Source organism: Rhodococcus sp. (in: high G+C Gram-positive bacteria), from assembly GCF_049591685.1.
Lineage (GTDB): Bacteria > Actinomycetota > Actinomycetes > Mycobacteriales > Mycobacteriaceae > Rhodococcoides.
Genome location: NZ_JBAWFH010000464.1, coordinates 1 through 12,022, shown reverse-complemented (window position 1 = coordinate 12,022; position 12,022 = coordinate 1). Strand labels below are relative to the sequence as shown.

Below are 12,022 nucleotides of genomic sequence, written 5' to 3'. Positions count from 1 at the left end.
TCAGAGTTTCATGCGGCTGAGCTACTTCAGCGGTCCGCGGGCCGCCTCGTAGGCTGCGCCGACTCGGTAGAGACGGTCGTCGCCGAACGCAGGCGCCATGATCTGCAGACCGACGGGCAAACCATCTTCGGCGGCCAGTCCCGAGGGAACCGACATTGCGCAGTGGCCGGCAAGATTCGTCGGCAGGGTGCAGAGGTCGTTGAGGTACATGGCGATCGGGTCGCCGACCTTCTCCCCTAACGGGAACGCCGTGGTCGGGGTGGTGGGTGACACCAGTACGTCGACCTGCTCGTAGGCGCGATCGAAATCACGAGCGATCAGCGTCCGGACCTTCAGCGCCTGACCGTAGTACTCGTCGTAGTACCCGGCGGAGAGTGCGTAGGTCCCGATCATGATGCGACGCTTGACTTCTGCGCCGAATCCTTCAGCCCGGGTGATGGCCATGACCTGCTCGGCGCTGTGGGTGCCGTCGTCGCCGGCACGGGCGCCGTAGCGCATCCCGTCGAACCGTGCGAGGTTCGAGGACACCTCGGACGGCAGGATCAGATAGTACGCGGCCAGGGCATGCACGAAATTCGGGCAGGACACCTCGACGACCTCGGCTCCGAGGGACGTCAGCTGTGCAACTGCCGCGTCGAACGAGGAGATGACGCCGGACTGGTAGCTGTCGGAGTGCAGTTCCTTGACGACTCCGACGCGTACCCCGGTGAGGTCGCCCTTCGCGCCCGCGCGGGCCGCATCGACCATCGACGCAGGCTTTCGATCGACGGAGGTCGAATCCCGCGGATCGTGCCCGGCGATGACATCGTGCAGCAGGGCTGTGTCGAGAACGGTGCGACCGCAGGGTCCGCCCTGGTCGAGCGAGGATGCACAGGCGATGAGTCCGTAGCGCGACACTGTTCCGTAGGTGGGCTTGGTGCCGACCGTGCCGGTCAGTGCAGCAGGTTGGCGGATCGACCCACCGGTATCGGTGCCGATTGCCAATGGGGCCTGATTCGATGCGAGTGCAGCCGCGCTGCCACCGCCCGAGCCACCGGGGATCCGGGTGGTGTCCCAGGGGTTCTTCGTGGGACCGTACGCCGAGTTCTCCGTCGACGACCCCATCGCGAACTCGTCCATGTTCGTCTTGCCCAACAACGGAATTCCCGCGGCCCGCAGCTTCGAGGTGACCGTCGCGTCGTACGGCGAAATCCACCCGTCGAGCATCTTCGACGCGCAGGTCGTCGGCATATCGGTCGTGGTGAAGACGTCCTTCAGCGCCAGCGGCACACCGGCAACGGGCGACGCCGGAGCCTCGCCCGCCGCCAGGGCTGCGTCGACCTCCTTGGCTGCGACCAGTGCGCTGGCACCGGAGACGTGCAGGAAAGCGTGGTACTCACCGTCGACGGCTTCGATGCGATCGAGGTGCGCCTGGGTGACCTCCACCGCGGACACCTCGCGGGAATGAATCCGAGTTGCAAGGTCGGACGCGTCGAGTGCGGTCAGGTCGGTCATTCGCTCTCTCCCAGAATTTGCGGCACTGCGAATCGGTCTTCCTCGGCGTTCGGCGCAGCGGACAGGGCCTGCGCAGGCGTGAGACCGGGCACGATCACGTCCGGGCGCGTGACGTTGTTGATGGCACCGGGATTGGCCGTCGGCGGCACATCCTCGGCGGCAACCTCTGCAACCGCCTTCACGTGGTGAAGAATCGAATCCAGCTGGCCGGCGAACTCGTCCAACTCGGCTTCGCTCAGAGCAAGCCGAGACAGCCGGGCGAGGTGAACCACCTCGTCGCGGGAGATATCAGGCACCGCGTAGACCCCTTTCACACATGTATCGATGCAGCCGCACAGGCACGCGACCTCTGGACGAGCGTAGTAGCCACCCGCATCGGTCCGTCATCCAGCGTTCGCCCACGACCCAGCCGGGTGTCGCAAATCTCACGTGCCACGCCCGCGAAGTCGAGGCCCACCGCTGATAGTGCGAAGATGACCGCGGCGCTCGCGTCTGCGAACGAACCGTGTCACGAAAGGGGCGTCGATGTCCTACCTGCTCCGCGTCGAGCTTCCCGACCGTCCCGGCAGCCTCGGGTCGCTCGCCGTCGCGCTGGGCTCGGTCGGTGCCGACATTCTTTCCCTGGACGTCATCGAGCGCGGCGACGGTTATGCCGTCGACGATCTCGTCGTCGACGTTCCACCCGGGGCGCTTCCCGACACACTGATCACCGCGGCCGAGAAGTTGCACGATGTGCGGGTCGATTCCATCAGGCCGTACACGGGTGTTCTCGATACCCACCGCGAACTCGAACTGATAGACCGCGTCGCGGCTGCGAAAGACGATCGGCTGCAGGTCCTCGTCGACGGGGACCCGCGTGTGTTGCGGGTGGGGTGGAGCGTCGTTGTGGCTCCCGGCCCGCACGGCGGGTATCGCGTGGTCGGCAGCTCCGGCGCGCCCGAGACCCGAGCCGAGAACATGCCGTGGATGCCGCTCACCCATCCGGCGAGCCTGGACGGCGACGCGGACTGGGTGCCGCAGGTGTGGCGAGACATGGACACCAAGATCGCAGCGGCCCCCCTCGGATCGACGGGCATCGTGCTGATGCTGGGCCGTCCCGGCGGTCCCGATTTTCGTCCGTCGGAGATAGCGCGGCTGGGCTACCTCGCCGGAATCGTCGCAACGGTGCTCGGCTGAGCCACTCGCCGGCCGCTACTCGCTCGTCTCAGCAGCCGCATCGGACTCCGCCGAAGGCTTGACCGCCTCGGGTCCTTCGGTCAGCAACATGGTGAACCCGTCTTCGTCCAGAACTGGGACCCCCAGTTCGACCGCCTTGTCGTGTTTGCTGCCCGGGGATTCGCCGACGACGACGAAGGCTGTCTTCTTCGATACCGAACCGGCTGCCTTTCCACCCCGAGCCAGGATTGCTTCCTTCGCCTGATCGCGTGAGTAGTTTTCGAGTGACCCGGTGACGACGATGGACATACCGTCGAGATTGCGGACGATGGATTCGTCGCGCTCGTCCTCCATCCGCACACCCGCCGCACGCCACTTCTCGACGATCGTGCGGTGCCAGTCGACGCCGAACCACTCCGAGACGGCCTTGGCGATGGTTCCGCCGACGCCGTCGACTGCGGCGAGTTCCTCCTCGGAGGCGTTCTCGATGCGTTCGAGACTCCCGAACTCCGTGGCAAGAGCACGGCCCGCGGATGGCCCGACGTGGCGGATGGACAGACTGACCAACACACGCCACAGTGGTCGGTCCTTCGCCTTGTCCAAGTTACCGAGCAGCCGACGGCCGTTCGCGGACAGCGCACCCGCCTTCGTACGGAAGATCGAAGTCTTCAGCAGATCTTCCTCGGTGAGCGAAAAAATGTCTCCCTCGTCTTCGATTGCCCCGGCCTCGAGCAGATCGGTGGCCGCCTCGTAGCCGAGCCCTTCGATGTCGAAGCGGCCACGCTCGGCCACGAAGAACACGCGTTCGCGGCGTTGCGCCGGGCAGAACTGCGAGTTCGGGCAGCGCAGATCGGCATCGCCTTCCTTCGCCGGAGCAAGCACCGTGTCGCATTCGGGGCATCGCGTGGGCATGACGAACTCCCGCTCGTTGCCGGTGCGAGCATCGACGACGGGGCCGAGCACTTCGGGAATGACTTCGCCTGCTTTGCGAATGGTGACCGTGTCGCCGATCAGCACGCCTTTACGCTTGACCTCGGACCCGTTGTGCAGCGTTGCCAGCGACACCGTGGAACCTGCCACCAGAACCGGCGTCATATAGGCGAAGGGGGTCACGCGTCCGGTGCGACCCACGTTGACCCTGATGTCGAGCAGCGTGGTGGTGACTTCCTCGGGCGGGTACTTGTACGCAATAGCCCACCGCGGTGCGCGCGACGTCGTTCCGAGTCGGCGATGCAGCGACATCTCGTCGACCTTGACGACGAGACCGTCGATCTCGTGCTCGACGTCGTGGCGGTGATCGTCCCAGTAGACGACCTTCTCGACGACTGCATCGATGCCGGTGACGCGGGTGGTGTGCGTCGACACCGGGAGGCCCCATGCCTTCAACGCCTCGTACGCGTGCATCTGTGAGTCGGGCGCAAACCCCTCCATCCGGCCGAAACCGTGGCAGATCATGCCGAGTCGGCGCCGTGACGTCACCGCGGGATTCTTCTGACGCAACGAGCCCGCGGCCGAATTGCGCGGATTGGCGAACGGCGCCTTGCCTTCCTCGACGAGCGAGGCGTTGAGGGCTTGGAAGTCTTCGAGGCGGAAGAACACTTCGCCGCGAACTTCGAGCAGGGTGGGGGTCGGGTAATCGGCACTCTCGGTCAGCGTTTCCGGGATGTCCTCGATGGTGCGGGCATTGAGGGTGACGTCCTCACCGGTGCGGCCGTCGCCGCGAGTGGCGCCGCGCACCAATTTTCCGTTCTCGTACACCAGGTTGAGAGCGACCCCGTCGATCTTGACCTCGCACAGGTAGTGCAGATCCGGACCGGTCTCGGATTCGACGCGCTTGGCCCACGCGCGCAACTCGTCGTGGTCGAAGACGTTGTCCAAGCTCAGCATTCGCTCGAGATGGTCGACCGCGGTGAACTCGGTGGCAAAGCCCCCGCCGACCAGTTGCGTCGGCGAGTCGGCAGTGCGGAGCTCGGGGTGGTGCTCTTCGAGCTCGTTCAGCTCCCGCAGCAACGTGTCGAACTCGCCGTCCGAGATGACCGGCGAATCCCGGACGTAGTACCGGAACTGGTGACCGCGCACTTCCTCGGCCAACACCTGCCAACGCTCGCGGTCCTCACCGGACGCAGGCGTACCGGCTGCCGGGGCGGCCGAAGTGCCGCCGGACTCGATCGGTCCTGCGGCATCGGTGGTAGGCAGCTGTGCAGTCTTCTCGTCCACCAGGCAAGGCTATCGAACGCCTCCGACACCCGGGCTGGTGCGACACCGGCCGGAGCGATGGACTGAAGTCTCTCACAGGGAGTCAGGAGCGTCGGCGAACGCGTCCACGACGTTGCCTGCGAGTTCGAGAGCCGTTCGGGCCCACTCCGGCGTTGCCCCCGCTAGACCACACGCTGGTGCGACCGACATCTGCGCCGCGAGCACCGAGCGCGGAAAACCGAGTCGATCGACCAACGCGGCCGCCGGAGCTGCGACGTCACGCCAAGTGGGCGTACGTTCCGGCGCGGTTGCGGGCACGAGCCCCAGCACGAGGGTCTTGCCTGCCTGCAGGAATTCGCCCACAGAATCCAGGTCGGCGATGCGCAAGCGCGACACATCGATCGCTGCGGCCGACGCGCCGCTCCGCCGGAGCAGATCGAGCGGCACTCCACTCGCGCAACAGTGCATCAGTACGGGACGGTCGATGGCGCGGATCACCGAGTCGAGCAGTTCGAGCGCGTCGGGCTCCGGCACGGCGCGGACGGGATCCAAACGGGTGACGCCGGACAGGGAGCCTTCGAGGACGGCCGGGAGACTCGGCTCGTCGAGCTGGACCACGACGTCGACTCCGAGCCGGGAGGATATCTCGGAGCAGTGCTGGCGAAGCCCCTCGGCCAACGACATAGCGAAGTCGCGAACAGCGCCGCGGTCGGTCAATACCCGGTGCGCGCTTCGTAACTCCACTTGGGCCGCCATGGTGAACGGACCCGCTGCCTGAACCTTCAGTAGCTGATGGGTGGCTGCGAATCCACCCGTTTCCCATAGTTCTTCGAGTACGTCGAGATCTTCGTGCAACAGGTCTTCCGCACGGCGACCGGACAACGACTTGCGCTGTGCGACACGGTAACCCGACGTCCGGATGTCCAGCTCGACGTCGGCCATCAACGCCCCGGTTCGACCGATCATGTCCGCGCCGAGTCCGCGCGCCGGCAACTCGACCAGATGTGGCAGCGCAGGCAACTCTCCGAGCACGATGGAGGCCGCCTCGCGGATGTCGGACCCGGGCCACGAGCCGATACCCGTTGACAGGGCGGCAAAAACGCTGTCGGTCACTCGCTCTCGGAACGAGTACCGGCGATCGTGGAACTGCCGATCACGATGTCGCCCTGAACATCGCGGCGGTACAGCACCGCGGCCTGACCCTTGGCGACTCCGGTGAGCGGCGACCGCAACGAGATGTCCATACCGCCGTCCGCGGTCGCCTCGGCAACGGCCTCGGTCATGCCTCCGTGCGCGCGTACCTGGACGACGCACTCGATCGGACCGACCGGTGCGGAACCTTCCGTCCACACCGCGCGGGCGCCGGTTATGCCCCAGACGTCGAGGCGCGTCGCGGAGCCCACGATGACATTTCCGCTGTCGGGTTCGATGGCCGTGACGTAGCGGGGCCTTCCGTCGACCGCAGGCCCCTCGACGCCGAGTCCCTTGCGCTGACCGATTGTGAAGCCGTGGACGCCGTCGTGGTCGGCCAACTCCGCACCGGTGTCCGCGTCGACGACCTTGCCCGGACGGATGCCGATCTTGGCGCCCAGGAACGCCCTCGTGTCGCCGGACGGGATGAAGCAGATGTCGTGACTGTCGGGCTTGTCCGCGACGGCGAGCCCACGTTCGGCGGCTTCGGCGCGGATCTCCGACTTCGGCGTGTCACCGATCGGGAACAGCGCCCTCGACAGCTGATTGCGAGTGAGCACCGCCAGGACGTAGGACTGATCCTTGTCCGCATCGACGGCGCGACGAAGCACTCCGTCGTGAAGCTGCGCATAGTGACCGGTTGCGACGGCATCGAACCCGAGGGCGATCGCGCGATCCGCCAACGCGGAGAACTTGATCTTCTCGTTGCACCGCAGGCATGGGTTGGGCGTCTCGCCCGCCGCGTAGGACTCGACGAAATCGTCGATCACGTCTTCTTTGAAGCGGTCGGCGAAGTCCCACACGTAGAAGGGGATCCTCAGGACGTCGGCGGCCCGCCGCGCATCACCCGCGTCCTCTTTGGAGCAGCAGCCACGCGAACCGGTACGCAGGGTCCCCGGCTCGCTCGACAGTGCGAGGTGCACGCCCACGACGTCGTGACCGTCGTCGACAGCTCGAGCCGCGGCGACCGCCGAATCCACTCCACCGCTCATAGCAGCCAAGACACGCATCAGTGTTGTCCTCCCCGAGCTCCAACGCTCGCCAATCCCGCAGCACGGGCACGTTCGATTACCTGCGGCAACGCTGCCAACAGTGCGTCCACATCCGAGTCGGACGATCCAGTCCCCAACGAGAACCGCAGTGAACCACGAGCCACCGACGGGTCTGCGCCCATGGCCACCAACACGTGGCTGGCACTGGCCACGCCGGCGGTGCAGGCAGAGCCCGTCGAACATTCTATTCCGGCAGCGTCGAGCAACATCAACAGCGAGTCGCCCTCGCAACCGGGGAACGTGAAGTGGGCGATGCCGGGAAGCCGGTCTTCGCCTCGTGCACCGTTGACGACGACGTCGGGGTCGATGGCTCGCACACCCTCGATCATCCGCTCGCGCAGCCGCGTCAGTTCCACGTGCCGGTCCGGCAGCGAACCGACCGTAGCTCGCAACGCGGCCGCCATGGCCACGATGGACGCGGTGTCATGGGTACCCGATCGCACGTCGCGCTCGTGACCGCCGCCGTGCAACAGCGGTACGCATGCCACGGTCCGGCCCAGCAGCAGGGCGCCCACGCCTTGGGGACCACCGAATTTGTGAGCCGCGATGCTCAGAGCGGACAGGCCGCTCGCCGCGAAGTCGACCGGAAGGTGCGGCACGGCCTGGATGGCGTCGCTGTGGATCGGAATGTCGTATTCGCGCGCGACCGCCGCAAGCTCCTCGATCGGCATGATCGTGCCGACTTCGTTGTTGGCCCACATGATGGTGACCATCGCCGTGTCGTCGCCGTGCAGCGCGAGCTCGGCGCGCAAGGTGTCGGGGTGCACACGTCCTTCGGCGTCGACCGGGAGCCAGGTGACGAGCGCGCCCTCGTGCTGCTCGAGCCATTCGACAGCGTCGAGGACGGCGTGGTGCTCGACCGAACTTGCAACTATCCGGTTGCGAGCGGGATCTGCGTCGCGACGGGCCGCGAAGATACCTTTGACCGCGAGATTGTCGCTTTCGGTACCGCCTGAGGTGAAGATCACCTCGGACGGACGCGCACCGAGGTCGGCGGCTAGGGACTCGCGTGATTCCTCTACGCGCCTACGGGCCGCGCGCCCCGATCCGTGCAACGACGACGCATTGCCCACGGTCGAGAACGCCGCTGTCATCGCCTCGATCGCCGCAGGCGACATGGGCGTCGTCGCAGCGTGATCGAGGTACACAGGTGCGCTCGTGCGGAGGGAAGCAGCCGAACTGCGGGCAGAAGGCATAACGCCCTTCAGGATAGCCGCTCTCCGGCGTTGCCCTGCGCACCCCAGATGGAGGGCGGCGGCTAGGGAGCGGCGGAACGGACGACGATGGCCTGCAGCTCGGGTTCGTGCAGCACATCCTGGTGGCAAACGCCGGAACGGGCGGATATCTCACATCGTCGAGCGAGATCGCGGCGATCGCTTCCCGGAGGTTCGGGCGCGACCAACTCCACCTCGGCCATGATCCCCTTCAGCGCGAAGATCCGAGAGATCGACTGCCCGATCGTCTCCTCGCCCACGAAGCAGGGAGCGGTTGTGCGCTCACCGGTGATGCCGACGTATCGGAGTCGAACCGGCTGTACCCACGTCTCGGTGTCGATCGCGGCCTGGAACATCGCCGGGCGGAAAGACCCGTATGCCCGCCCGCACCACGTCGTACCTTCGGGGAACACCACCACCGTTCCGCCTGCACGAAGCCGGTCTGCCACCTGGTCCACCGTGTCGGGAAGAGCGCGCAGGTTGCGGCGGTGAACGGGGAGCACTTTCATCGACCGCGCCAGCAGACCGAGTACCGGCCAGTCGACGAGATCTCCGCGCGCGACGAACGTCGCAGGCCTCAGCGCAGTGAGCACGAGGACGTCGGTCCAGGAGATGTGGCCTGCGACGAACATGGCCCCGGACTCGGTACGCGACTTCTCGCGCGCCGACCTGCGGTCTTCGACGGACAGGCCGATTCCGACGGCGAGCAGCAACAGTCGAGCCCCGAGTCGCGTCACGCGGTGCCGCGCGCGCGGTGACAGCAAGCCCACCACGATCAACACCGGCAGTAGACCGAAGGCGAACAGGGCAACGAGGATGCGCAACATGACGATGACGCGGTGGACGGTGGCCGAGTCACGCGCGATGCAACCCGCGCCGCAGGGGCTGGACGGCATCCACGCGTGGTCGACGGCCGGTTCGACGATTTCCGCGATGTCCGGTCCACGGCGGCTCATGCGCCTACCTTCGTCTCGTAGGTGGTCGCCGCGCTCCTCAACCGATCGAGGTAGCGAGTGTTCGCCTCGTGAAGACCGAGAAGTGCGACGAAATCCGCGACGGCGAACTCAGGATCGTGGGCAGGTTCGCCGCAGATCGTTGCACCGAGCCTGAGATAGCCCCGCAATAACGGCGGGACATCGGTCCGGGCGGGCCGAGCCAGGTCCGCAAGCGGCCTACCGTCGACGATCACCGGGTTGTACGGGACGGCCCGGCGATCTGCCGGTGATGCGTGCCTGCTGAGCAGCAGATCACGCACGCCGCCGACGTTCTCGCCGACGGCGTCGGTGACGGACGCCTGCATCGGCACCGACACGCATCCCATGACCCATTCCAAACCGGTGACTTCGAGGTAGTGCAAGATTCCGGCCCACATGAGGCCGAGAACGGAGCCCGAGCGGTGCTCGGGCCGGACGACGGCGCGGCCCATCTCGACGACGCGCGACGAGGCGGGGTCGAGCGCCGTGATGTCGAATTCCGTTGCCGTGTAATAGCCGCCGGCCGCGACAGCCGCGTCGGGGGGAAGCATTCGATAGCAACCGACGAACTCGTCGGTGTGGTTGTCGCGAACGAGGAGGTGGTCGCAGAAATCGTCGAAGCGGTCGGCATCACGGCCGTCGGTCTCGGTCGGTAGGGCGAATCCGGGCTCGGATGTGAACACGTCGTAGCGAAGTTGCTGGGCTGCCAGGCGATGATCGGGGTCCGTCGAGAGAACCAGGGAGTATCGGTCGGTCTCGGGAGCAGTGGCACCGGACGGGCCTGCGGTCATGACTGAAGTGGTCATGGTGCTGTGTCTATCGAATCGGTGCGGCCTCAGCGCATCGAAAGGGTGAAGCGTCCGAATCGGTTGTGTGAACTGCTCATGCGCAGCGCGAAGCCCCCGCATCGAATGGATGCGGGGGCTTCGTATGGACGGTCTGTACCTGAGAGGATCAGCCCTTGTGCTTCTTGACCGCGTCGGTCAGCTGCGGTGCCACGTTGAAGAGGTCACCGACGATGCCGTAGTCGGCGATCTCGAAGATGGGTGCCTCTTCGTCCTTGTTGATGGCGACGATGGTCTTCGAGGTCTGCATGCCCGCACGGTGCTGGATGGCACCGGAGATGCCGAGGGCGATGTAGAGCTGCGGGGAGACCGTCTTGCCGGTCTGGCCGACCTGGAACTGGCCGGGGTAGTAGCCGGAGTCGACAGCGGCACGCGAGGCGCCGACTGCTGCGCCCAACGAGTCGGCGAGATCCTCGATGACGGTGAACTTGTCGGCACTGCCGACGCCGCGGCCACCGGAGACGACGACCGTCGCTTCGGTGAGTTCGGGGCGATCTCCACCGACGATGGGGTCGCGCGAAGTGACCTTGACCACGGCCTCTTCCTGCGCCGGAACCTCGACGGTTTCGCGGGCGCCGGCTCCGGCCTTGGGCTCGGCCTCGACTGCGCCAGGACGCAGGGAGATGACCGGTACTTCACCGTTGGCCTTGGCTTCGACGGTGAACGCGCCTCCGAAGATGGAGTACGTGGCACTGCCGTCGGCGTCGACGGAGATGACGTCGTTGTGGTAGCCCGAGCCGAGGCGTGCTGCGAGGCGGCCTGCGATCTCTTTGCCCTCGATGCTGGCCGCGGTGATGATCGCGGCCGGGGAGACGGATTCTGCCAGGGCGGCCAGGACGTCGATCTTCGGCGTGACGAGGAAACCGTCGATGTCGTCGGACTCGGCTGCGTAGATCTTTTCGGCGCCGGCTTCGGTGAGCGCGTCGGCCACCTTGTCGGTGGTGCCGGACGGGCCGGTGACGACTGCCGAGGGCTCGCCTAGCGCCCGTGCCGCGGTGATCAGCTCGGAGCTGACCTTCTTCAGTGTTCCGTCGACGTGCTCAACGAGCACGAGTACTTCTGCCATGACTTTGCTCTCCTCGAGTGGTATCGAACGTTGCTCGGCTGCTGCGGTCAGATGATCTTCTGGCCGACGAGGTAGGTGGCGATCTTGTCGCCGCCGTCGCCCTCGTCGTTGACCCGCTCGCCTGCAGTCTTGGGAGGCTTCGGCGTGGACGACGTGACCGTGGTGCCTGCGTTCTCGACGCCGACGATGCCGTCTTCGACACCGATGTCGGCGAGGGTGATGGTCTGTACCGTCTTCTTCTTCGCGGCCATGATGCCCTTGAAGGAGGGGAAGCGCGGCTCGTTGATCTTCTCGGTGACGCTGACGATGGCAGGCAGGGTGGCTTCGAGGCCGAAGATGCCTTCGTCGGTTTCGCGTTCGCCGGTGACCTTGCCGTCTGCGACGGCCAGCTTGCGGAGCTGCGTCAGTGCGGGGATCTGCAGGTACTCGGCGATGATCGCCGGTACTGCGCCGGTGCGTCCGTCGGTTGCCTCGTTACCCGCGATGATGAGGTCGGCGGGCTCGTCGTTCTCGAAAGCGACGTTGCCCAGCGCGGCTGCGAGCGCGTATCCGGTCTGGATCGCATCCGAACCGTGGAGGGACGGGTCGTTGAGGTGGACTGCGCTGTCCGCACCCATGGAGAGGGCCTTGCGAATTGCGTCCGTCGCACGATCGGGGCCTGCAGACAGGACCTTCACCTCGCCACCCTGGGACTCCTTGATGAGCAGTGCTTCCTCGACTGCGCGCTCGTTGATCTCGTCGAGCACTGCATCGGCAGCCTCACGATCGAGCGTGTAATCGCCGTCCGACAGCTTGCGCTCGGACCATGTGTCGGGAACCTGCTTGATCAAAACAA

General features: G+C 66.1%; 11 protein-coding genes. 1 reads left to right on the top strand and 10 read right to left on the bottom strand.

The window, feature by feature from the left end; all coding sequences use genetic code 11:
• Window positions 1–21: 21 nt before the first annotated feature.
• On the bottom strand, window positions 22–1,494 hold the full coding sequence (gatA, locus tag WBQ44_RS19295) for an Asp-tRNA(Asn)/Glu-tRNA(Gln) amidotransferase subunit GatA (RefSeq protein WP_495568280.1): 1,473 nt from the start codon (window positions 1,492–1,494) through the stop codon (window positions 22–24).
• Complete coding sequence (gene gatC, locus WBQ44_RS19290) at window positions 1,491–1,790, bottom strand: Asp-tRNA(Asn)/Glu-tRNA(Gln) amidotransferase subunit GatC (protein WP_495568279.1); 300 nt, start codon at window positions 1,788–1,790, stop codon at window positions 1,491–1,493. The genes gatA and gatC overlap by 4 nt, the downstream gene beginning before the upstream one ends.
• A 229-nt stretch (window positions 1,791–2,019) precedes the next feature.
• Here gatC and WBQ44_RS19285 point away from each other — a divergent pair, with 229 nt between their 5' ends.
• Window positions 2,020–2,670, top strand: a complete 651-nt coding sequence (locus WBQ44_RS19285) for an ACT domain-containing protein (RefSeq protein ID WP_495568278.1) — start codon at window positions 2,020–2,022, stop codon at window positions 2,668–2,670.
• A gap of 15 nt (window positions 2,671–2,685) precedes the next feature.
• Here the strand turns inward: WBQ44_RS19285 and ligA are convergent, their stop codons facing one another.
• The 8 genes from ligA to WBQ44_RS19245 all read right to left on the bottom strand — a co-directional run.
• Complete coding sequence (gene ligA / locus WBQ44_RS19280) at window positions 2,686–4,818, bottom strand: NAD-dependent DNA ligase LigA (protein WP_495568281.1); 2,133 nt, start codon at window positions 4,816–4,818, stop codon at window positions 2,686–2,688.
• A gap of 120 nt (window positions 4,819–4,938) precedes the next feature.
• Window positions 4,939–5,958 (bottom strand): methionine synthase, encoded by a 1,020-nt coding sequence (locus WBQ44_RS19275; protein WP_495568277.1) that lies wholly within the window; start codon window positions 5,956–5,958, stop codon window positions 4,939–4,941.
• Complete coding sequence (gene mnmA, locus WBQ44_RS19270) at window positions 5,955–7,046, bottom strand: tRNA 2-thiouridine(34) synthase MnmA (RefSeq protein ID WP_495568276.1); 1,092 nt, start codon at window positions 7,044–7,046, stop codon at window positions 5,955–5,957. Before mnmA ends, WBQ44_RS19275 begins: the two co-directional genes overlap by 4 nt.
• Window positions 7,046–8,284, bottom strand: a complete 1,239-nt coding sequence (locus WBQ44_RS19265) for a cysteine desulfurase family protein (RefSeq protein WP_495568275.1) — start codon at window positions 8,282–8,284, stop codon at window positions 7,046–7,048. The genes mnmA and WBQ44_RS19265 overlap by 1 nt, the downstream gene beginning before the upstream one ends.
• A 62-nt stretch (window positions 8,285–8,346) precedes the next feature.
• Window positions 8,347–9,258, bottom strand: coding sequence for a lysophospholipid acyltransferase family protein (locus WBQ44_RS19260; RefSeq protein WP_495568274.1), 912 nt, complete (start codon window positions 9,256–9,258; stop codon window positions 8,347–8,349).
• Window positions 9,255–10,082, bottom strand: coding sequence for a GNAT family N-acetyltransferase (locus tag WBQ44_RS19255; protein WP_495568273.1), 828 nt, complete (start codon window positions 10,080–10,082; stop codon window positions 9,255–9,257). The genes WBQ44_RS19260 and WBQ44_RS19255 overlap by 4 nt, the downstream gene beginning before the upstream one ends.
• A gap of 148 nt (window positions 10,083–10,230) precedes the next feature.
• Entirely contained in the window at window positions 10,231–11,187 is a 957-nt protein-coding gene (locus WBQ44_RS19250; RefSeq protein ID WP_495568272.1) for an electron transfer flavoprotein subunit alpha/FixB family protein, read from the bottom strand.
• 47 nt (window positions 11,188–11,234) lie between these two features.
• On the bottom strand, window positions 11,235–12,022 hold a 788-nt coding region (locus tag WBQ44_RS19245; protein ID WP_495568271.1), incomplete at its 5' end, for an electron transfer flavoprotein subunit beta/FixA family protein.

Coding starts and splice junctions, on each gene's coding strand:
- gatA (WP_495568280.1), bottom strand. CDS start 1,494: ATGACCGACCTGACCGCACTCGACGCGTCCGACCTTGCAACTCGGATT.
- WBQ44_RS19285 (WP_495568278.1), top strand. CDS start 2,020: ATGTCCTACCTGCTCCGCGTCGAGCTTCCCGACCGTCCCGGCAGCCTC.
- mnmA (WP_495568276.1), bottom strand. CDS start 7,046: ATGCGTGTCTTGGCTGCTATGAGCGGTGGAGTGGATTCGGCGGTCGCC.
- WBQ44_RS19265 (WP_495568275.1), bottom strand. CDS start 8,284: ATGCCTTCTGCCCGCAGTTCGGCTGCTTCCCTCCGCACGAGCGCACCT.
- WBQ44_RS19260 (WP_495568274.1), bottom strand. CDS start 9,258: ATGAGCCGCCGTGGACCGGACATCGCGGAAATCGTCGAACCGGCCGTC.
- WBQ44_RS19255 (WP_495568273.1), bottom strand. CDS start 10,082: ATGACCACTTCAGTCATGACCGCAGGCCCGTCCGGTGCCACTGCTCCC.
- WBQ44_RS19250 (WP_495568272.1), bottom strand. CDS start 11,187: ATGGCAGAAGTACTCGTGCTCGTTGAGCACGTCGACGGAACACTGAAG.